This window comes from Curvibacter fontanus (assembly GCF_054780335.1).
This window is the reverse complement of the sequence record NZ_BAAGWN010000002.1, coordinates 1-19,978: the sequence shown is the minus strand read 5'-3', so window position 1 is coordinate 19,978 and position 19,978 is coordinate 1. Positions and strand designations below refer to the sequence as shown.

The window sequence follows — 19,978 nt, the reverse complement described above, 5'->3', positions numbered from 1 at the left end:
CGGGCTTTCATGATGTCGATGACGGCCCGGGCCTCGCCCAGCAGGTCGGGTTCGGCCAGGCTCTTGCCGATCTTCAGGCCGGCCGCGAGCATGAAGGTGTTGGCGATGCCGCCGCCGACGATGAGCTGGTCCACGTTGGCAGCCAGGCTCTTGAGGATGGTGAGCTTGGTGCTGACCTTGGAGCCGGCCACGATGGCCACCAGCGGGCGCTTGGGCGCCTGCAGGGCCTGGCCGATGGCGTCCATCTCGGCCGCCAGCAGTGGGCCGGCGCAGGCGGTTTGGGCGTACTGGGCGATGCCGTAGGTGCTGGCTTCGGCGCGGTGCGCGGTGCCGAAGGCGTCGTGCACGAAGATGTCGCACAGGGCGGCCATCTTGCGGGCCAGTTCTTCGCTGTTCTTCTTCTCGCCCTTGTTCAAACGGCAGTTCTCCAGCATGACGAGCTGGCCGGGGGCGACGTTCACGCCGTCGGTCCAGTTGGAAACGAGGGGCACCTCGCGGCCCAGCAGTTCGGCCATGCGCTGGGCGACCGGGGCCAGGGAGTCCTCGGGCTTGAACTCACCCTCGGTGGGGCGCCCCAGATGGGAGGTGACCATCACGGCGGCCCCGGCGTCGAGCGCCATCCGGAGGCAGGGCAGGGAGGCGCGGATGCGGGTGTCTTCGGTGATGCGGCCGGCGGCGTCCTGCGGGACGTTGAGGTCGGCGCGGATGAAGACGCGCTGGCCGCGGGCCTTGCCCTGTTCGCACAGGGTCTGGAATCGGAGGAAGTTCATGGTGACTGGACGCAGAGTTTGGAAACGGGGGAGCAGGTCTGAAACCCGCAGGTAACCCGCAATTTTAGGCGGCCGCGCCCGCCGCTTCGCCAACCGCCCGCCTTCGGCGGATACGGGCTCACCAGCCCAGGCCCAGGTGCAGCGGCAGGTACACCGCCATGCCGACCACGATGGTGCCCAGCATGGCCCAGGAACTCTGTTGGCGCCAGAAATACCAGGCGGCCCCGGCCATCACGGCAAACAGGCGCGCATCCTGCCAGGTCTGGATCAGATGGCCCTGGCTCATGACCATCTCGGGCACGATCACGGCCGAAAGCGCCGCGATGGGCGCGTACTGCAAGCCGCGCTGGGCCCAGTGCGGCAGGCTCCAGGTTTTGCTGGAGATGAAGAAAAAGGAGCGTGTGATGACGGTCACCGCGGCCAGGCCAAGGATGACACCCAGGGTCCAGAGATCGGTTTCCTTCATCGCCCCTCCCCGAGCCTGAAAGGCGGCGTTTTCTCGAGCAGCAGGCACAGGGCCACTGCGGCGGCGATCGCCACCACGATGTTGAGCTTGAAGGGCAGGGCGAAGGCGGCCACCGCCGCCGCCCCGGCCACGCCGGCAGAGACCACCCGCAGCGGACTGCTGGCCAGCGAAAAGCTCACACCCAGCAGGGCCAGGATGCCCGCGAAACCCAGGCCCCAGTGCGCGGGCACCGAATGCGCCAGGAAGATGCCCAGCAGGCTGGCCAGCTGCCAACTGCTCCAGTTGGTGGTGCAGCCGCCCAGCAGATAGGCCAGCTGGCTCTGCCGCTCCTGCTCCGTCTGGGGCGGCTGGTGGAAGCGTTTGGTGAACATGACGTAGCTGATGTCGGCCGTGACGTAACCGGCCAGTAGACGCCAGCGCCGCGGCAGGTGCATGAGGTAGGGCCGCATGTGCGCGCTGAAGACCACAAAACGCAGGTTCACGCAGATGCCCGTGGCCCAGATCACCAGCACGGGTGCGCCGGCCGCGATCAGCGGTATGGCCGCGAGCTGCGAACTGCCGGCATAGACCAGCAGCGTCATGGCGATGGCCTCGAACAGGCTCATGCCGGACTTGATCATGGCCACGCCGGTCATCATGCCCCAGGCGGCCAGGCCGGGCGCCACCGACACCATGTCCTGCATGCCCTGGCGGAATTCGCTGTGCCGGACGATCTGGCGCAGGCTGCTCATGGCTCAGGCCCCCAGCACGGCACCGGCCGGCAAGGCAAAACCCCGCAGGAAATCAGCTGCCGCCAGGCGTTTTCCGCCGGCGCGTTGCAACTCCATCAGGCGCAGCACATCCTCACCGCATTGCACGGTGATGCCCTCGGCACCCGCCAGCAACACCGTGCCCGGCACTTTGCCACCGGAGCGGCCGGGCTCGACCCGGCCCTGCCAGAGCTTGATGGACTCGCCCTGCCAGGCCGTGGCCGCACCGGGGAAGGGGTTAAAAGCCCGGATCCGGCGTTCGATCACGGAGGCCGGCTGCGCCCAGTTCACGGCGGCCTCCTGCTTCTCGATCTTGTGCGCATAAGTCACGCCCTCGGCCGGCTGCGCCACGGGCCGCAGGCCGCCACAGGCCGCCAGTTCCAGTGCCTCCACAACCAAACGACCGCCTAGGACGGCCAGCCGGTCGTGCAGGCTGCCCGTGCTGTCGTTTGCAGCGATCGTCAGGCGCTCCACCAGCAGCATGTCGCCCGTGTCCAGACCCGCGTCCATCTGCATGATGGTGACGCCGGTCTCGTCGTCACCGGCTTCGATGGCGCGGTGAATGGGCGCCGCGCCGCGCCAGCGCGGCAGCAGGGAGGCATGGATGTTGAGGCAACCGAGTCGCGGCAGCTCCAGGACCCACTGCGGCAGGATCAGGCCATAGGCGGCCACGACCATGACATCGGCACGCGCCGCCTCGATGGCCCCGCGCGCCGCAGCGGCTTCCTCTGGGTACTTGCCGTCCAGGCGCAGCCCGTGCGGCTGCGCAAGGGCGATGCCGTGTTCCAGCGCAAACTGTTTGACCGGCGAGGCCTGCAGCTTCATGCCGCGGCCGGCGGGCCGGTCGGGCTGGGTCAGGACCAGGGGAATCTCGAAACCGGCGGCGTGCAGGCGCTCCAGCGCCACCCGGGCGAACTCGGGTGTGCCGGCATAAACAAGCCTCAATGCCGCTCCTCGCGCTGGGCTTTGAGCATCTTGGTCTTGATGCGGTTGCGCTTGAGCGGCGACAGGTATTCCACGAAGACCTTGCCCAGCAGATGGTCCATCTCGTGCTGGACGCAGACGGCGAGCAGGCCCTCTGCCTCGATCACGCGCTCCTTGCCTTCCCCATCGAGCGCGCGCACGTGCACCCGCTCGTGGCGCTCGACGCCGTCGTAGATGCCGGGCACGGAGAGGCAGCCTTCATCGTTGACTTTCATCTCCGGGCTGGCCCAGACGATCTCGGGGTTGATCAGCACCAGGGGCTGGTCGCGCCCCTCGGAAACATCGATCACGATCAGGCGCTCGTGCACGTCGACCTGGGTCGCGGCCAAGCCGATGCCATGGGCCTCGTGCATGGTTTCAAACATGTCGGCAATCAATTGCTTGATGCGCGCATCCACGGCCTGCACGGGCCTGGCCACCGTGTGCAGGCGGGGATCGGGAAAACAAAGAATGGGAAGCAGCGCCATAAAACCTCGTCAATGTCGTTATTTTCGCTACTTTTGGCTAACGAGTTTGCAACAAAGTACAGAAAACATTGCCCAATCAAGGGCTTGGGCGCAGAATCGTGCGTGATTTGTTAAGTTTTCCGGGGACAGCGGGCGGCCAGTCCGCGTCCGGAGCTAGCCGGGGGCAACGTGAAACAGCAAGACATGACGAAAAGCAGGATGGGGATCCGTACCCAAGTTTCCATGATCGTGGCCCTGGGCCTGCTGAGCCTGCCGGCCTGGAGCCAGAAATTCCCCAACCTCCCGATCAGTGCCGAGCAGAGCGCCACGGCCCAGAAGGTATCCCAGGCAGGCGTGCCGCTGTCCGAACTGGCCCCCGACGCGCCCGACACCTACACCATCAAATCCGGTGACACCCTGTGGGCGATTTCCAAGATGTACCTGCGCAGCCCCTGGCGCTGGCCCGAACTCTGGGGCATGAACCTCGAAGAGATCCTGAACCCGCACCTGATCTATCCGGGCCAGACCCTGTACCTGGACAAGCGCGACGGCCGCGCCCGGCTGAGCAGCACCGCACCCGGCACCGAAGCGGCCCCCGCCGCAGTCGTTGCCGGTGCAGAGGAGGCCCCTGTCGCTGTCAGCGGCGGCCGTGACGGCGCCAGCGGCATCGAAACCGTGCGCCTTTCGCCGCGCATCCGTTCCGAAGTGGCCCGCAGCCCCCTGACCACGCTGCAGACCCGCGATATCGAGGCCTTCCTGGCCGAACCCCTGATCGTCGAGGAAAACGAACTCCAGACCGCGCCGCGCATCGTGGCCGCCGGAGAAAACCGCGTCATCATCGGCCGGGGTGATCGCGTCTACGCGCGCGGCCCGGCCAGCGCGCCCCTGCTGGACGATCAGCAGAAGTTCAAGCAATACCGCGTCTTCCGCAATGCCAAGCCCCTGAAGGATCCGGACACCGGTGAAGTCCTGGGTTACGAGGCCGAGTTCCTGGGCAAGGCCTCCCTCGTGCGCAGCGAGGGTAGCGTCGAACTCGCTGCGGCCAGCGGTGGCAAAACCAACACCGCCCTGGTGCCAGCCACCATTGACATCGTGTCGGCCAAGAGCGAAATGCTGGTCGGCGACCGCATGGTGCCCGAGCCCGAGCGCGAATTCCTGAACTTTGTGCCCCGCGCCCCGGCCAGTGCCGTCAACGGGCGCATTGTCTCGATCTACGGCAACAACGCCGTGGCCAATGCCTCGCAGAACCAGGTGGTGGTCATCAACCGCGGCCGTCGCGACGGCATCGAGAGCGGCCATGTCCTGGCCATCCTCAAGGACGGCCAGCAACTCACCGACAAGACCGATCCGTCGCGGCCGCTGATCAAACTGCCCAACGAGCGCAACGGCCTGATGATGGTGTTTCGCACCTACGAAAAACTGTCCTACGGCCTGATCCTGGACATCACCGACAGCGTGCGTGTCGGCGATCGCCTGGCTACTCCGCAGTAAGCACACGCAGCGGCGTACGACGCCATGGAGCGCGATGAACTGGGCGCCTGGTTGCGGCTGACACTCGCCCCTGGCATCGGCAACGAAAGCGCACGCCGCCTGCTGGCTGCCTTCGGCCTGCCCACGGCCATCCTTGAGCAAAGCCCGGCAGCGCTGCAGCAGTTGCTCAGTCCCAAGCAGACGCAAGCCCTGCAAGAAAAACCCGATGGCCTGGCCGAACTGCTGGACCGTAGCTGGACCTGGCTGCAGGAGGCGCCGCAGCAGCGCGCCATCGTGCCCCTGGGTGACCCGCGCTACCCGGTCACTCTGCTCGATATCGAAGACCCGCCCCTGCTGCTCTACCTGGCTGGACGGCTCGACCTGCCCTTCGACGCCGGACGCAGCCTGGCCGTGGTCGGCAGCCGCAACCCGACCCCGCAGGGCGCCCTGAATGCGCAACAGTTTGCGCAGGCCCTGAGCCAGGCGGGCCTGAGCATCGTCTCCGGGCTGGCGCTGGGGATCGATGGCGCGGCCCATGAAGGTGCGCTCACCGGGCACGCCCAGGCACCGGATCGATTGGCCACCGTGGCCGTGGTGGGCACCGGCCTGGACCGGGTCTACCCCAAGAGCCACCATGCGCTGGCGCACCGCATCAGCGAGCAGGGCTTGATCGTCAGCGAGTACCCTCTGGGCATGCCACCCTTGGCGGCCAACTTCCCGCGCCGCAACCGCCTGATCGCCGGGCTCTCCAGCGCCACCCTGGTGGTGGAGGCGGCCCTGAAGTCGGGTTCGCTGATCACAGCGCGCCTGGCCGCTGAGCAGGGCAAGGACGTCTTCGCCATCCCGGGCTCCATCCATGCCACACAATCACGCGGCTGCCACGCCCTGATCCGCCAGGGCGCCAAGCTGGTCGAATCGGCGCAGGACGTGCTGGAAGAGATGCCGGGCACCGCCAGCCCCGGCCTGCCCGCAAGGGATGCGGCCGACGCCCGTGAGGACGACGATGACGTGCTGCAAGCCCTGGGGCTGGACCCGGTCAGTCTGGACGCCCTGCAGGCACGTACCGGCCTGGCCATTGCACCCTTGCAGGCCCGCCTGATGACCCTCGAGATCGAGGGGCATGTGGCTCGCCTGCCCGGTGGCCTGCTGCAACGGCTGGTGCGTGCCTGAAGCGCAACAGCGCCGACAACACCGGTCATTTCCCGCTGGCTCCGGGCGCTTTCTGCGCTATATTGAAGCCATGTTCGAAGTGCTTGTGTATGTGTACGAAAACTACTGGCGCGGCGATGCTTGCCCCGAACTGCCGCAACTCGAGCGCAAGCTCAACGCCATCGGCTTCGATGCCGACGAGATCCGCGACGCGCTGCTCTGGCTCGACGGCCTGAACCTCGCGGCCCAGAGCACGCTCTGGCTTGACACGGCCCCGCCTCCTCAGCCTGACGCCAGCCTGTCCCGTATCCAGTCGCCTGACAGCATGCGCGTGTACTCGGTGGCCGAGCAGAACCATCTGGGCGCCGAATGCCTGGGTTTCATCAGTTTCCTCGAATCGGCGGAGGTTTTGCCGCCGCCGCTGCGCGAAGTCGTCCTCGACCGCGCCATGGCCGTACCGGGTGAACCGATCGCGCTGGACGACCTGAAGATCATCATCCTGATGGTGTACTGGAGCTTTGGCGAGGAGCCCGGCACCCTGGTGCTCGACGAACTCTACGACGACAGCGCGGAGCGCATCGCCCACTGACACCGGGAGCGGGCGTTGAAGCGCCCCGGCCCAAAACGCAAAGGCCCCACACCGGGGCCTTTTTGCTTCAAGCGACCAGGCGCTCCGGATTGGCCTCCAGCCTTGTGAGCGCCTCGCGCGTGGCGCGCACGGTCAGCGTTTCCTCTTCCTGCGGCAGCAGCAGGCCGGCCTGCAGATAAGCCGCGAGGCGACCTGCCTGGATCAGGTAGCTGTGGCCATCGCTGGAGGCGAAGAGGTTCAGGTGCTTGCGGTCGCTGCGCCAGACGAACTGCACCTGGCTGACCTTGCCATTGTGGTCCAGCGTGAACCAGGAGCCCAGTTGCAGCTCCTGCGCCCAGGCCACCATGGCGGGGGTCGGCTTGGAGCCGCCGTTGGTGACCACGTCGATGGTGGACGCGTCGATGCCCAGCATCATCTCGATGCTTTCGGCATCCAGCGGCAGATCGCCCAGGCCATCCTCGCTGACAAAGTCTTCCAGATTGGCCAGGCGCTGTGTCATGGCGTCGATCTGGGCCTGCGGGATGGCTTGCGTCTTGGACATGAAGGCGTCGGCCATGGTGTCGCTGACGATCTTGATGTGGGCGTCCTGGTCAGCCTGCGCCATGCCCAGCAGGCCCATGCCCGAGCGCAGGCGCTGCAGCAGCTGCGGCAGGTCCTGGATGACACGGGCGCGGTCATTGCGATTGGGTTTGGCACTGGCCGACCAGACCAGGTCGGCCGCCGCCTTTTTGAGCGCCACAGTCTCGGCGTCCTTGGGGCCCTTGCGCACGGCCGACACCGCCAGCACCTCGGCCCAGACCTTGAACAGGAAGGTGCGGATCTCGTCGCGCACCGGAATGTCCTTGAGCATGTTGCGCAGCTCGATGGTGTACTGGATCGCCAGTGTTTCCTTCTGCTCGACCTGCTGCGCGACGCTCACCACCTTCTGCGTCTTTTCCTTGCCCGTCAGGTACTTGGCCAGGAATTTCTGGAACTCGTCGTAGACGATCTGGAACACGCGCTTGCCGGTCTCGGGGTATTGCTCGATGACCTGCACGATGCGTTTGATCTCGGTTTCAAGGGCTCCGCCCGTGATGCTGCTCGCCTCGAAACCCATGACGCAGGAGCCCATGCGGTCGATCAGCTGGCGCGCCGGGTGGTTCAGTGTGCCGAAGAACTCGGGCTCGGCCAGCGCCACGCGCAACACCGGCATCTGCAGCCGGGCAAACCAGACCCGGATCGTCGTGGGGATGCGCTCCTCGGCCAGGATGGCCTGGAACATGAGCGCCACCATCTCGATGATGGCTTTCTCGCTCTTGGTTTCTGCCTTCTTCTTGAGCTCGTCGGTCTTCTCGCGCAGCTTCTCGGCCACCTTGACCACACCGGCCGGGCTGAAATCTTCATAGACCGTGCCGGTCCCGCCGCCACCGCCACCACCGTAATACTGCGGACGTTCTGCCATGGCCGCTGCCAGCGCCGGCGAAGGTGGCTGCGCCGAGGTCGCGCTGAAATCACCACCGCCCTGGCCCACCAGCAGGCGCTTGAGCTGGCCGAACATGCCCTGGGCGCGGCTGCGCGTGCGCGCCAGCGGCGTGGTCTGCGTCATCAAACGCGTCTCTTCATGCGCGCCGCCGAAATGGGACGGCGTGCCCTGCCCTGCCAGGGCCTGATGCATCTGCGCCGGGGTCTGCCCGGACGTGGAAGGCGGCGGCTGTGCGCCGCCTGCGCCGGGCGACGGAACCGAGGCAGGCCGGCTGGGGGTGACGGGACCACCGGCATCGTCCCAGCCCAGGCGGCCGCCAAACAGATGGCCCGCACTGCGCCCGGTCGGCCCTGGGGCCTGCCCCGGCGGCATGGCAGGCTGGCCCGGGTAAGCGGGTGCGGCACCGGCTGGCATGCGACCGGGCGCCGGCTGCCCAGGATAGGCCGGTGGCGGCATGCCCCCGGGCGCGCGAGCCACCGGCATGCCGCCTCCCAGCGGCGCCGGCGCCGACACCGGCCGCTGAGCCGGATAAGCAGAGGCCTGCCCGTAAGCCCCGCTCGAAGCAGCCCAGGAAGGGTCACCCCCCGTATCGCCAGGGAACTGCGAGTCGGGCTGCTGGGAGTCGGGGGCCGGCGCGCCCGAAGCCCCAAGTGCACGACGGCCGACCGCGGCCCGCTTGACGCGATCCTTCAGGTCGATGGTCGGCATGACACCCTGCTGGATCAGGAATTCATTGGCATTGGCATAGGCCGTCTTCAGTTTCTCGATCAGACTTTTCTGCACGACGTCGTTGACCATGGGCCAGGACTCGCGTGTCATGCCGATGGTGGTCCACTGCTCGACCATGAGCAGGATCAGGACTTCGGGCCGCAGGATGTCGTGCCCCTCGAGATCGTCACGGTTCTCCAGCGTCTTGACGCGCACACGCAGATCGTCGAGATCGCCGCCCATCTTTTCCACCACGGCCAGCACCAGGCGGGAAGCCAGGATCTTGTTCTCGACCGCATCGGTGCCCACCAGGGACAGGCCGCCATCGCCCTCGAGCGAGAGCTCTTCTTTTTTCTCGGATTTTTTGGTGGCCGGAGACTTGAGCGACGCCTGCCAGATCTTCATGGTGCCGTCGATCCAGGGGCCGCGCTGCTTCTGGAACAGCATCCAGGCATCGCGCCGGTTCTGCATGTCCCGGGTCGTGCCCTTTTCATTGAGCAGTGCGGTCAGCCGGTCCTGGATCGTCCCGCCCAGATCGAACAGGATCTTCTCCGCATCACCTAGAAAACGCTGGCGCACCATCTCCGCCAGCTGCATGCGCTGCATATAGGAGAGCTGGGTCGCCATGGTGGTCCCCTGCCCTGGTTCAGACGACGGCGCCCGAGTTCGGATCGTTGGGGTCGGTTTCCCGCTTGGCGCCACCGCCGCCCTTGATCAGGTCTTCCCGCTTGACACCCAGCCACATCGCGATGGCCGCGGCCACGAAAACCGAGGAATAGATGCCGAACAGGATGCCGATGGTCAGCGCCAGCGCAAAGTAGTGCAGCGTGGGGCCGCCGAACAGCAGCATGGACAGCACCATGAGCTGCGTGGAACCGTGCGTGATGATGGTGCGGCTGATGGTCGAGGTGATGGCGTTGTCGATGATGCCCACCGTGTCCAGCTTGCGCAGGCGCCGGAAGTTTTCGCGGATGCGGTCGAAGATCACGACCGACTCGTTGACCGAATAACCCAGCACGGCCAGCACGGCCGCCAGCACCGGCAGGGAAAACTCCCACTGGAAGAAAGCGAAGAAACCCAGGATGATGATCACGTCATGCAGGTTGGCGATGATGGCCGCCACGGCGAACTTCCATTCGAAGCGCACCGCCAGATAGACCATGATGCCCACCACCACGAAGGCCAGGGCCTTGAGTCCGTCCAGCGCCAGCTCGTCGCCGACCTGGGGGCCGACGAACTCGCTGCGGCGCAGGGTGGCGCCGGCATCGGCCGCCTTGAGCGTGGCCATGACCTGCTCGCTCTGCTGGCCGGAGCTGACCCCCTTGGCCGCCGGCATGCGGATCAGGACGTCGCGCGCGGTGCCGAAATTCTGGACCTGGACATCGGCGTAGCCCAGCTTGGCGATACCCCCGCGCACCGCCTCCAGGTCGGCCGGCTGGGAGTAGCTGACCTCCATCAGCGTGCCGCCGGTGAACTCCACCGACAGGTGCAGCCCGCGCGAAAAGAGAAAGAAGACGGCCGCCACAAAGGTGACGACCGAGATGGCGTTGAGCACCAGCGCGTGCCGCATGAACGGAATGTCGCGCCGGATCTTAAAAAACTCCATGTTCTTCTTCCCTCAATCCATTTTGGCCGGCGCCTGAGCGTCCGAGCGCCAGACCGTGCCGATAGAGACGGTCTTGAGCTTTTTACGGCTACCGTACCACAAATTCACCAGTCCGCGCGAGAAGAAAACCGCCGAGAACATGCTGGTCAGGATGCCCAGGCAGTGCACCACGGCGAACCCCCGCACCGGCCCCGAGCCGAAGGCCAGCAGGGCCAGGCCGGCGATCAGGGTGGTGACGTTGGAGTCCAGGATGGTGGCCCAGGCGCGGTCATAACCGGTCAGGATGGCAGCTTGCGGCGAGGCGCCGCCTCGAAGCTCTTCACGCACCCGCTCGTTGATCAGCACATTGGCGTCGATGGCCATGCCCAGCACCAGGGCCATGGCCGCCATGCCTGGCAGGGTCAGCGTGGCCTGCAGCATGGACAGCACCGCCACCAGCAGCAGCAGGTTGACGGCCAGCGCCACGCTGGAGATCACGCCGAACAGCATGTAGTAGACGCACATGAAGGCCGTCACGGCCAGGAAACCCCAGGTCACGCTGGCGAAACCCTTGCTGATGTTCTCTGCCCCCAGGCTGGGGCCGATGGTGCGCTCCTCGATGATCTCCATGGGCGCGGCCAGCGCGCCGGCACGCAGCAGCAGGGCCGTGTCGGCCGCCTCCACCGAGCTCATGCGACCCGATATCTGCACGCGGCCGCCACCGATTTCGCTGCGGATCACCGGCGCCGTGACCACCTCCCCCTTGCCCTTTTCGAACAGGATGATGGCCATGCGCTTGCCCACGTTCTCGCGCGTCACGTCCTTGAAGATGCGCGAGCCCTTGGCGTCCAGCGAGAGGTTGACGGTGGGCTCCTGGGTCTGGCTGTCGAAACCGGGCTGGGCGTCGGTCAGGTTGTCGCCGGTCAGCACGACCTGCTTCTTGACGATGACGGCCTGGCCGTTGCGGTCCGGGTAGCGCTCGGCGCCGAAGGGCACCGGGCCGGAACCGGCTTCGGCGGAACGGCCTTCGATGCTTTCATCCACCATGCGCACTTCCAGCGTGGCGGTGCGGCCCAGAATGTCCTTGGCCTTGGCCGTGTCCTGCACGCCGGGCAGTTGCACGACGATGCGGTCCAGACCCTGCTGCTGGATCACCGGCTCGGCCACCCCGAGCTCGTTGATCCGGTTGTGCAGGGTGGTGATGTTCTGCTTGAGCGCCTGCTCCTGCACCAGGCGGGCGGCCTGGGGCTTGATGGTGGCGCTCAGCCTGATGTCGCTGCCGTCCTGCGTCTCTGTGGTCTGCAGCTCGGCGAACTGGTCCAGCAGCACGCGCTTGGCCGCGTCCGCGGTGGCGGCGTCACGCAGGCGCAGTTCGATGGCCTGGCCGTTGCGGCTGATGCCGCCGTGACGCACGTTTTTCTCGCGCAGCACGGTGCGCAGGTCACCCGCCAGCGATTCGGCTTTCTTGCTCAGGGCCGCCTGCATGTCGACCTGCAACATGAAGTGCACGCCGCCGCGCAGGTCCAGCCCCAGGTACATGGGCGCCGCCCGCAGCGCGGACAGCCAGGCCGGCGTGCGCGGCAGCAGGTTGAGCGCCACGATGTAGTCGGGATCGGCCGCGTCCTTGACCAGGGCGCGCTGGATGGCGTCCTTGGCCTTGAGCTGGGTGTCCGTGGAATCAACCCGCACGCGCAGGGAGCCGGCCTCCAGGCCGATCGCTTCTGGCCTGATGCCGGCCTCCTGCAGCGCCGCCTCCACACGCGACTGGGTGGTGGCGTCCACCTTGAAGACAGCCTTGGCCGCCGACACCTGGACGGCGGGCGCCTCGCCAAAGAAATTAGGGGCGGTGTAAATCGCCCCCACCAGCAGCGCGATCACGATGATCGCGTACTTCCAGAACGGATAACGGTTCATACGGCTTGAGCGTTGAGTGTTTGGCGTTGAGCGGTGGGCGTCGAGCAGTTTTTGCGCTGAGCGCTCAACGCCCGGCGCTCAACCTCACTTCACCGTGCCCTTGGGCAGCACCTGCACCACGGCACTGCGCTGCAGCTGCACTTCCACACCGGAAGCAATTTCCACGCCGACGAAGTTCTCGTTCAGGCTGCTCACACGGCCCAGCAGACCCCCGGCCGTCACCACCTCGTCACCCTTGGCCAGGGCTTCGACCATGGCGCGGTGCTCTTTCTGCTTCTTCATCTGGGGACGGATCATGATGAAGTAGAGCACCACGAACATCAGCACGATGGGCAGCATGCTCATCAGCGAGGACTGGATATCACCACCGGCAGAGGGGGCGGGGGCGGTCTGGGCAAAAGCGGAAGAAATAAACACGGCTTACTCCACGTCAGGGGTTCAAAAATCGGGACTTGCCTGCGTCGGGAGGCACCCGGCGGGCACCCCGCAACAGGCGGCCGCCCATTGTACGGGGCCGGCCGTCGGCCGTTTTCAGGCCCCACCGGCTTGTACGGGTAGGCGCCGGATCGTGGAATACCCGGACGTTTGTCAGGCCGCGGCGGCCCGCCAGGCGGCGAGCCGCTCGTCCCACAGCGGCCGGACAGCCGCCAGGTGCCGGGCCTTGACGTGCCCGTAGCCGCGGATCTGCTCGGGCAGGCGCGCAATCTCGACCGCGGCGCCATGGTTGGCCACGTTCAGGCCGGCCAGCAGTTCTTCGATGCAGGCGCGGTACTCGGCGATCAGGGCACGCTCGCCGCGACGCTCTTCGGTTTTGCCAAAAGGATCGAAAGCCGTGCCGCGCAGACCCTTGAGGCGCGCCAGCAGGCGGAAAGCACTGCCCATGGCGGGGCCGAAAGGCCGTTTGACCAGTTCGCCCCTGGCGTTTTTCCTGGCGATCAAGGGCGGCGCCAGATGGTAGTGGAGCTTGTACTCACCCTCGAACATGGCGCCGATGCGTGCCTTGAAAGCCGGGTCACTGTGCAGGCGCGCCACCTCGTACTCGTCCTTGTAGGCCATGAGCTTGAAGAGGTAACGGGCCACCGCCTCGCTCAGGCCCGTCTTGCCCAGCCGGCTCTCGACCGCCTGCACCCGCGCCACGAAGGCCCGGTAAGTCTCGGCATAAGCCGCGTTCTGGTAGCCGCTCAGGAATTCGACCCGCCGCGCCACCAGGCTCTCCACCGTCTCACGCGGCTGAAACTGGAGGGTTTGCGCCGGTGCCAGCAGGGCCTGCACGCGCGCCCAGTCGTGCGCCGCCTGGCGGCCCCATTCGAAGGCCGCCTGGTTGGCCTCCACCGCCACGGCATTGAGCTCGATGGCGCGCTGGAGCGAAGCCAGGCCCAGCGGGATCCAGCCCTTTTGCCAGGCGTAACCCAGCAGCATGGGGTTGACATAGATCGAGTCGCCCATGAGCCGGGTGGCCACGGCATCGGCGTCGAACAATCCCAGGCCGCCCGCGCCCACGGCCGCGCTGATGTCGGCCACGCAGCGATCCGACGGGTTCTGCCAGTTGGCGTTCTTCACGAAGGCGGCCGTCGGCGCGCTGTGGCCGTTAAGCGCCACGCGTGTGCGCCCTTCGCGCATGCGCAGGGTGCTTTCCTTGCTGGCCGTGACGATGGGGTCGCAGCCCAGGATCAGGTCGGCCGCCGCCATGCCCACGCGCGTGGTCCGGATCTCCTCGGCGGTGTCGGCAATCAGCACGTGGCTCCAGGTCGCGCCGCCCTTTTGCGCCAGGCCCGCCGCGTCCTGCGTCACGACGCCCTTGCCCTCGATGTGCGCGGCCATGCCCAGCAATTGCCCGATGGTGATGACGCCGGTGCCGCCCACGCCCGCCACCACGATGCCGTATGCGCCTACTGCGCGACCGTGATCGGGGGTTGGGAGGTGCTCGGAATCCTCACGTACAGAAGTACGTTCCGGTTCCTGCGCTCCTGCCGCCCCCCGCTGACGGCCGCTCGCTACGGCGCCTATCTGTGGCAAGACGGGCTCTGGAAGCGCTCCCAGTGAATACGGGGACAAAGCCTGGCCCTTGGCTTTCTTCTTCAGCTGCCCGCCTTCGACCGTCACAAAGCTGGGGCAGAAGCCCTTGAGACAGGAAAAGTCCTGGTTGCAGCTGCTCTGGTTGATGGTGCGCTTGCGGCCGAACTCGGTTTCCAGGGGTTCGACCGAGAGGCAGTTGCTCTGCTCGCCGCAGTCGCCGCAGCCTTCACAGACCAGCTCATTGATCACCACACGTTTGGCCGGTGTCACCAGGGTGCCGCGCTTGCGGCGGCGGCGTTTCTCGGTGGCGCAGGTCTGGTCGTAGATGATGACCGTGCAGCCCTTGAACTCACGAAACTCGCGCTGGATGCGGTCCAACTCGTCGCGGTGCTCGATGGCGATGCCGGCAGGCAGATCTCGTACGCCCTCGTATTTCTCCGGTTCGTCGGTCACGATGGTGATCTTCGCAGCCCCCTCGGCCCGCATGCTCTGCGCGATCTGGATCACGCTGTGGCCCGAGACCGAAAGGTCTCCTTCGGATCCCTGGCGCTCGCCGACAAGCTGGCCGCCCGTCATGGCCACCGCATCGTTGTAGAGGATCTTGTAGGTGATGTTGACGCCGGCGGCAATGCTCTGGCGCACGGCCAGGAGGCCGCTGTGAAAGTAGGTGCCGTCGCCCAGATTGGCGAACACATGGCCTTCGGTGCTGAAGGGTTGCTGGCCCACCCAGGGCACGCCCTCGCCGCCCATCTGCGTGAAGCCTATGGTGCTGCGGTCCATCCAGGTCGCCATGAAGTGGCAGCCGATGCCGGCCATGGCACGCGAACCCTCGGGCACACGCGTGCTGGTGTTGTGCGGGCAGCCCGAGCAGAACCAGGGCATGCGCTCGGCGGCCGGACCGCTCAGCAGCAGGGCCTGCATGGCGCGCTCCTTGGCGTCCAGCACCGCCAGCTGCGTATCGACACGTGCGGCGATATCACTGCCTGCGGGCAAAATGCCTTGCTTCTTCAGGCGCCCGGCAATGGCGCGCGCAATCATGGCCGGCGTCAGGTCGGCATTGGCGCGCAACAGCTCGTTGCTGGAGGGATTGGCCTGCGACCATTCACCGCCCGCACGGTCACCCTCGTTGAACTTGCCCAGGATGTTGGGGCGCACATCGTCGCGCCAGTTGTAGAGCTCTTCCTTGAGCTGGTACTCGATGAGCTGGCGCTTTTCCTCCACCACCAGTATTTCCTGCAGACCGGTGGCGAAGTCGCGCGCGCTTTGCGCCTCCAGCGGCCAGACCACCGCCACCTTGTGCAGCCGGATGCCCAGCTGCCGACAGGTGGCGTCGTCCAGTCCCAGGTCCAGCAGGGCCTGGCGTGTGTCGTTGTAGGCCTTGCCGCTGGCGATCAGACCGAACCTGTCGTTCGGGCCCTCGATGACGTTGTGGTTCAGGCGGTTGGCGCGGATGTAGGCCAGGGCGGCGTACCACTTGTGGTGGAACAGGCGGTCTTCCTGCTCCAGCGCATGGTCGGGCCAGCGGATGTGCAGGCCGCCCGGCGGCATCTGGAAATCGGTGGGCAGCTGGATCTGCACGCGCTCGGGGTCGATCGTGGCGCTGGCGCTGGACTCGACGATCTCCTGGATGGTCTTCATGCCGGCCCAGACGCCGGCGTAACGGCTCAGGGCGAAGGCGTGGATGCCGAGGTCCAGGATCTCCTGCACCGAGGCCGGAAAGAACACCGGCAGGCCGCAGGCCTTGAAGATGTGGTCGCTCTGGTGCGCGGCCGTGGAGCTCTTGGCCACGTGGTCGTCACCGGCCACGGCGATCACGCCGCCCCAGGGTGTGGTGCCGGCGTTGTTGGCGTGCTTGAAGACGTCGGAGGTCCGGTCCACACCCGGGCCCTTGCCGTACCAGATGCCGAACACGCCGTCGAACCTGTTCGTGCCCGGCGGGGCGAAGCCCAGTTGCTGCGTGCCCCACAGGGCGGTGGCCGCCAGTTCCTCGTTGACGCCGGGCTGGAACACGATGTTCTGCGCCTTCAGGTAGGGCTTGGCCTTCCACAGGGCCTGGTCATAACTGCCCAGGGGCGAACCGCGGTAGCCGCTGATGAACCCCGCCGTGTTCTTGCCGGCCTGCTGATCGCGCAGGCGCTGCAGCATGGGCAGCTTGACCAGGGCCTGCACCCCGCTCATGAAGGCGCGGCCATGGTCCAGCGTGTACTTGTCGTCCAGGGTGACGGTCTCCAGCGCCTGGCGGATGGCTTCGGGCAGGGGGGCGTTCATCGGGGCTGGTCTCCGTAAGGCCTTGTTTGTCGGGCCAGTGTATGCGGGACGGCCGGATAGGTCTTTGCTTTCTTTGCCGCTGAAACGCTGGTTTTTGAAAGGATATTGCGCGAAAATCCAATTAATGGAAACACTCGACAAGTTTGATCTCGCCATCCTGGCCGAATTGCAGGCCGATGCCCGCCTGACCAATGCCGAGCTGGCCAGCCGCGTGGGCCTGTCCCCGGCGCCCTGCTGGCGCCGCGTGCGCTCGCTCGAAACCCAGGGTTATATCAAGGGTTACCACGCCGAGATCGACCGCCACAAGATCGGCCTGGGCGTGCTGGCCTTTGTGCGTCTGGACGCCGAGCGCAACACGGGCGACGCCACGCGTGTGCTGGAGGAAGCCGTGCGCGCCCTGCCCGAGGTGGTGGCCTGCCACTACATCAGCGGCACCGGCACCTTCGAGCTGCAGGTGGTGGCGCAGGACCTGGACAGCTTCTCGCGTTTCGCGCTGCAGCGCCTGATCAACCTGCCCAACGTCAAGGACCTGCACACCAGCTTCTCATTGGGCGAGGTCAAGGCCAGCCCTACACTGCCCCTGGGCCATCTGCAGGCACCCGCACCCGCGCCGGCACCCTCTGCAGCCAAAGCCCGACGGAGATCCCGATGAAACATCTGCAACAACTCGCCCTGCTCCTGCTGGCCCTGCCCGCGGCGCTGCAGGCCCAGACCGGTGGCGCCCCGCTGTCCCTGCGCAATCTGCTGATCGAAGTACGCCAGGATGACGGCAGCAGCAGCACCCGTGAACGTGTGGCAGCCGACGTGAACGCCCGTGTGCAAGCAGGCCGCGGCGAGGTGGACGTGGCCATCGACGCACGCAGCCGCCAGAGCGAACGCAGCGGCAGTGCCCAGCAGCAGGTGCTGGTGCTCAACGGCCGGCCGGCGGCGATCAAGCTGGGCCAGAGTGTGCCGCTGCGCCTGCGTCAGTTCATCGTTCAGGGCGGCGTGCGCCGTAGCGTGCCCGGCACGGTCTGGCTCCAGGCCGGCACCGGCTTCACGGCCACACCGGTCTGGGAAGGCGGGGACTCGGTCTATCTGGAACTGGCCGCGACGCAGGGCCGCCAGCCCCTGGGACCGGGCGCCAGCACTTCCACCACGCTGATGCTGCCCCTGGACGAATGGATGACCGTGGCCGACAGCGAGGACGTGCAGGAACACCGGCAAGGCGCCGCGGGCCTGGGCGGCGGCGGGCGCGAGACCCGCAGCAGCAGCCAGTCCCTGCGCGTGCAGGTGCGCGTCAGTCTGCGCTGAACCTGCAGGCTATCGGACCGCTTCGCGCGGCCACAGCACCCACAGGCGCAGCGGCTGCTTCAGGCGACCGGCAATCAAGGAGGCCTCGGGCCCCGTGCCCACGAAGTAGTCGGCCCGCACCGCGCCCGTGATGGCGCTGCCCGTGTCCTGCGCCAGCACCAGGCGCTGCAGCTGCAGCTGCGGACCCGCCGAAGCCAGCCAGACCGGCGTGCCGTAGGGAATGCTGCCGGGATCGACGGCGATGGAGCGGCCCGCGGTCAGGGGTACGCCCTGGGCGCCGCGCGGGCCCACGGCGGTCTCGCTTTCGGGCAACGCTTGTTCCTGGAAGAAGGTCACGCGCGGATTACTCCACAGCATCTCCTGCACCCGGCCCGGGTTCTGCGCCACCCACTGGCGGATCGAAGGCCAGGAGGCGTCGCGTATCTCGCGCCGCTGCTGCAGCCAACCGCCCACGCTGCGGTAAGGCTGGTCGTTGGTGCCGGCGTAGCCGATGCGCACCATGCGCTGGCGACCATCGGGCTCGGTCACGAGCAGGCGCCCCGAACCCTGGATCTGCAGATTGAGCGCGGCCACCGGATCGGCCAGCCAGGCGATCTCGCGGCCCTTGAGCGCGGCCTGGGCCTCAGGCAGGGTGTCCATCTCCTGGCGGCTGTACCAGGGCTTGCGCAGGTACAACTGGGCCGGCAGGCCGTACAGGGGCACGGTGTGGCGGGCCGTGGGCAGGCGCGAGGCCTCGACCACCGGTTCGTAATAACCGGTCAGCAGGCCCACCGGCTCGCTCTGGAAGGTCTCGACACGGTAGGGCTGCAGGCGCTCGATCATCCAGTTACGCCGCTCCTCGTCGCCAACCTGGCCCAGGCGCCGCACATCGGCGCACAGAGGCGCCAGCGAGGGCACCGGACGCTCGCAGCTGCGCAGCCAGGCCCCCCAGGCCTCACCCAGGGGGTCTTCACCGAGGCCCGGCAGCTCGGTCCAGGCCACCGGCGTCCAGCGGCTGCGCGCCTGTTGCAGCACGGTGCTGCTCCCCGGCTGGGAGGGAAAGGAAGTGACAGCACCGGACGCGCCGGGCCGCTCGATGGCGATCAGGGGGCTGCCGGACTCCGGCGCCGGCCCGGAAACCGGCACGCCGCCGCAGCCGACCAGCGTTCCTACAATCAGCACTTGAAAGACACAATAAATTTGTCGGGATCGATTCATGTTGCTGATTTTCCTTGAAGCTCTGGGCGCCCTGCTTTTGCTGGTGCTGATCGTGTGGTGGACCATGTTTTCGGGTCGCAGCAAGGGCGAACTGTCCTCGCCTGAAAAAGGCAGCGACGACGCCACCCGACCGCCGGCGCGCGGGCCGGACCGGCCGGACTGAACACCCCTGGCNCTGTTCTTCTTCTCGCCCTTGTTCAAACGGCAGTTCTCCAGCATGACGAGCTGGCCGGGGGCGACGTTCACGCCGTCGGTCCAGTTGGAAACGAGGGGCACCTCGCGGCCCAGCAGTTCGGCCATGCGTAGCGCCACGGGGGCCAGGGAGTCCTCGGGCTTGAACTCACCCTCGGTGGGGCGCCCCAGATGGGAGGTGACCATCACGGCGGCCCCGGCATCCAGCGCCATCCGGAGACAGGGCAGGGAGGCGCGGATGCGGGTGTCTTCGGTGATGCGGCCGGCGGCGTCCTGCGGGACGTTGAGGTCGGCGCGGATGAAGACGCGCTGGCCACGGGCCTTGCCCTGTTCGCACAGGGTCTGGAATCGGAGGAAGTTCATGGGGTGTTCGTATGCATTCGTTAGATTCCGTTCGCCCCGAGCCTGCCGAAGGGCTGCGACAAGCTCAGCCTGAACGGGTCAGGCATCACTTGCCGACCACGCGCGCCATCTCCAGGCACTTGTTGGAGTAGCCCCACTCGTTGTCGTACCAGGCCACGACCTTGATGAAGGTCTTGTCCAGGGCGATGCCGGCCTCGGCGTCAAACACCGAGGTGCAGACTTCGCCGCGGAAGTCGGTGGCCACCACCTTGTCCTCGGTGTAGCCCAGCACGCCCTTGAGCGCGCCCTGGCTCTGGGCCTTCATCTCGGCGCAGATCTCCTTGTAGTCGGCTTCCTTGTTCAGCTCCACGGTCAGGT

At 66.9% G+C, this 19,978-nt stretch carries 16 protein-coding genes, 1 other RNA gene and 2 pseudogenes; 6 read left to right on the top strand and 13 right to left on the bottom strand.

Features of this window, described 5'->3' with window-relative positions:
- The 5 genes from pgk to def all read right to left on the bottom strand — a co-directional run.
- A partial coding sequence (pgk, locus tag ACYVH8_RS00565) for a phosphoglycerate kinase (RefSeq protein ID WP_460486930.1) occupies positions 1-770 on the bottom strand: 770 nt, incomplete at its 3' end.
- A gap of 118 nt (positions 771-888) precedes the next feature.
- The gene (locus tag ACYVH8_RS00560; RefSeq protein WP_460486929.1) at positions 889-1,236 is read right to left on the bottom strand and encodes an AzlD domain-containing protein; all 348 of its coding nucleotides are present in this window, start codon (positions 1,234-1,236) and stop codon (positions 889-891) included.
- A complete protein-coding gene (locus ACYVH8_RS00555) occupies positions 1,233-1,967 on the bottom strand; it encodes an AzlC family ABC transporter permease (RefSeq protein WP_460486928.1) in 735 nt (244 codons plus the stop codon). The genes ACYVH8_RS00560 and ACYVH8_RS00555 overlap by 4 nt, the downstream gene beginning before the upstream one ends.
- A gap of 3 nt (positions 1,968-1,970) precedes the next feature.
- The gene (fmt, locus tag ACYVH8_RS00550) at positions 1,971-2,930 is read right to left on the bottom strand and encodes a methionyl-tRNA formyltransferase (RefSeq protein WP_460486927.1); all 960 of its coding nucleotides are present in this window, start codon (positions 2,928-2,930) and stop codon (positions 1,971-1,973) included.
- On the bottom strand, positions 2,927-3,436 hold the full coding sequence (gene def, locus ACYVH8_RS00545) for a peptide deformylase (protein WP_460486926.1): 510 nt from the start codon (positions 3,434-3,436) through the stop codon (positions 2,927-2,929). The genes fmt and def overlap by 4 nt, the downstream gene beginning before the upstream one ends.
- A 183-nt stretch (positions 3,437-3,619) precedes the next feature.
- Between def and ACYVH8_RS00540 the strand changes: the two genes are divergently transcribed.
- From ACYVH8_RS00540 to ACYVH8_RS00530, 3 genes are all read left to right on the top strand, one after another.
- On the top strand, positions 3,620-4,906 hold the full coding sequence (locus ACYVH8_RS00540) for a LysM peptidoglycan-binding domain-containing protein (protein WP_460486925.1): 1,287 nt from the start codon (positions 3,620-3,622) through the stop codon (positions 4,904-4,906).
- Positions 4,907-4,930: 24 nt separating this feature from the next.
- Positions 4,931-6,055 carry a DNA-processing protein DprA gene (gene dprA, locus ACYVH8_RS00535; protein ID WP_460486924.1) on the top strand — a complete coding sequence of 375 codons (1,125 nt, stop codon included), beginning with the start codon at positions 4,931-4,933 and terminating at the stop codon, positions 6,053-6,055.
- A 70-nt stretch (positions 6,056-6,125) separates the two neighbouring features.
- A complete protein-coding gene (locus tag ACYVH8_RS00530) occupies positions 6,126-6,623 on the top strand; it encodes a Smg family protein (protein WP_460486923.1) in 498 nt (165 codons plus the stop codon).
- Between the two features lie 67 nt (positions 6,624-6,690).
- Here ACYVH8_RS00530 and ACYVH8_RS00525 read toward each other — a convergent pair whose 3' ends face one another.
- The 5 genes from ACYVH8_RS00525 to ACYVH8_RS00505 form a co-directional block, all read right to left on the bottom strand.
- Entirely contained in the window at positions 6,691-9,420 is a 2,730-nt protein-coding gene (locus tag ACYVH8_RS00525) for a DUF1631 family protein (protein ID WP_460486922.1), read from the bottom strand.
- A gap of 19 nt (positions 9,421-9,439) precedes the next feature.
- The gene (gene secF, locus ACYVH8_RS00520; RefSeq protein ID WP_460486921.1) at positions 9,440-10,399 is read right to left on the bottom strand and encodes a protein translocase subunit SecF; all 960 of its coding nucleotides are present in this window, start codon (positions 10,397-10,399) and stop codon (positions 9,440-9,442) included.
- Between the two features lie 12 nt (positions 10,400-10,411).
- Complete coding sequence (gene secD / locus ACYVH8_RS00515) at positions 10,412-12,292, bottom strand: protein translocase subunit SecD (protein ID WP_460486920.1); 1,881 nt, start codon at positions 12,290-12,292, stop codon at positions 10,412-10,414.
- An 84-nt stretch (positions 12,293-12,376) separates the two neighbouring features.
- Positions 12,377-12,709, bottom strand: coding sequence for a preprotein translocase subunit YajC (gene yajC, locus ACYVH8_RS00510; protein WP_460486919.1), 333 nt, complete (start codon positions 12,707-12,709; stop codon positions 12,377-12,379).
- A 171-nt stretch (positions 12,710-12,880) separates the two neighbouring features.
- On the bottom strand, positions 12,881-14,167 hold the full coding sequence (locus ACYVH8_RS00505) for a DUF6537 domain-containing protein (RefSeq protein WP_460486931.1): 1,287 nt from the start codon (positions 14,165-14,167) through the stop codon (positions 12,881-12,883).
- A gap of 60 nt (positions 14,168-14,227) precedes the next feature.
- On the opposite strand from ACYVH8_RS00505, the gene ACYVH8_RS00500 reads away from it, so the two are divergent.
- A non-coding RNA gene (locus ACYVH8_RS00500) (sX9 sRNA) lies at positions 14,228-14,307 on the top strand.
- Here the strand turns inward: ACYVH8_RS00500 and ACYVH8_RS00495 are convergent.
- Positions 14,303-16,576, bottom strand: a pseudogene (locus ACYVH8_RS00495) (indolepyruvate ferredoxin oxidoreductase family protein); the annotation flags it as partial. The gene ACYVH8_RS00500 and the pseudogene ACYVH8_RS00495 overlap by 5 nt on opposite strands.
- A gap of 124 nt (positions 16,577-16,700) precedes the next feature.
- Here ACYVH8_RS00495 and ACYVH8_RS00490 point away from each other — a divergent pair.
- Positions 16,701-17,228 (top strand): Lrp/AsnC family transcriptional regulator, encoded by a 528-nt coding sequence (locus ACYVH8_RS00490; RefSeq protein WP_460486918.1) that lies wholly within the window; start codon positions 16,701-16,703, stop codon positions 17,226-17,228.
- Positions 17,225-17,869 (top strand): hypothetical protein, encoded by a 645-nt coding sequence (locus ACYVH8_RS00485; RefSeq protein ID WP_460486917.1) that lies wholly within the window; start codon positions 17,225-17,227, stop codon positions 17,867-17,869. Before ACYVH8_RS00490 ends, ACYVH8_RS00485 begins: the two co-directional genes overlap by 4 nt.
- A 9-nt stretch (positions 17,870-17,878) precedes the next feature.
- On the opposite strand, the gene mltA is transcribed toward ACYVH8_RS00485, so the two are convergent.
- Together mltA and ACYVH8_RS00475 are read right to left on the bottom strand one after the other, a co-directional pair.
- A complete protein-coding gene (gene mltA / locus ACYVH8_RS00480) occupies positions 17,879-19,621 on the bottom strand; it encodes a murein transglycosylase A (RefSeq protein ID WP_460486916.1) in 1,743 nt (580 codons plus the stop codon).
- A gap of 85 nt (positions 19,622-19,706) precedes the next feature.
- A pseudogene (locus tag ACYVH8_RS00475) lies at positions 19,707-19,978 on the bottom strand (type I glyceraldehyde-3-phosphate dehydrogenase); the annotation flags it as partial.

Bases quoted from the DNA above. Each gene is read 5' to 3' on its own strand.
- ACYVH8_RS00560 (WP_460486929.1), bottom strand. From the start codon at position 1,236: ATGAAGGAAACCGATCTCTGGACCCTGGGTGTCATCCTTGGCCTGGCC.
- ACYVH8_RS00555 (WP_460486928.1), bottom strand. From the start codon at position 1,967: ATGAGCAGCCTGCGCCAGATCGTCCGGCACAGCGAATTCCGCCAGGGC.
- def (WP_460486926.1), bottom strand. From the start codon at position 3,436: ATGGCGCTGCTTCCCATTCTTTGTTTTCCCGATCCCCGCCTGCACACG.
- ACYVH8_RS00540 (WP_460486925.1), top strand. From the start codon at position 3,620: ATGACGAAAAGCAGGATGGGGATCCGTACCCAAGTTTCCATGATCGTG.
- dprA (WP_460486924.1), top strand. From the start codon at position 4,931: ATGGAGCGCGATGAACTGGGCGCCTGGTTGCGGCTGACACTCGCCCCT.
- ACYVH8_RS00530 (WP_460486923.1), top strand. From the start codon at position 6,126: ATGTTCGAAGTGCTTGTGTATGTGTACGAAAACTACTGGCGCGGCGAT.
- ACYVH8_RS00525 (WP_460486922.1), bottom strand. From the start codon at position 9,420: ATGGCGACCCAGCTCTCCTATATGCAGCGCATGCAGCTGGCGGAGATG.
- secF (WP_460486921.1), bottom strand. From the start codon at position 10,399: ATGGAGTTTTTTAAGATCCGGCGCGACATTCCGTTCATGCGGCACGCG.
- secD (WP_460486920.1), bottom strand. From the start codon at position 12,292: ATGAACCGTTATCCGTTCTGGAAGTACGCGATCATCGTGATCGCGCTG.
- ACYVH8_RS00490 (WP_460486918.1), top strand. From the start codon at position 16,701: ATGGAAACACTCGACAAGTTTGATCTCGCCATCCTGGCCGAATTGCAG.
- ACYVH8_RS00485 (WP_460486917.1), top strand. From the start codon at position 17,225: ATGAAACATCTGCAACAACTCGCCCTGCTCCTGCTGGCCCTGCCCGCG.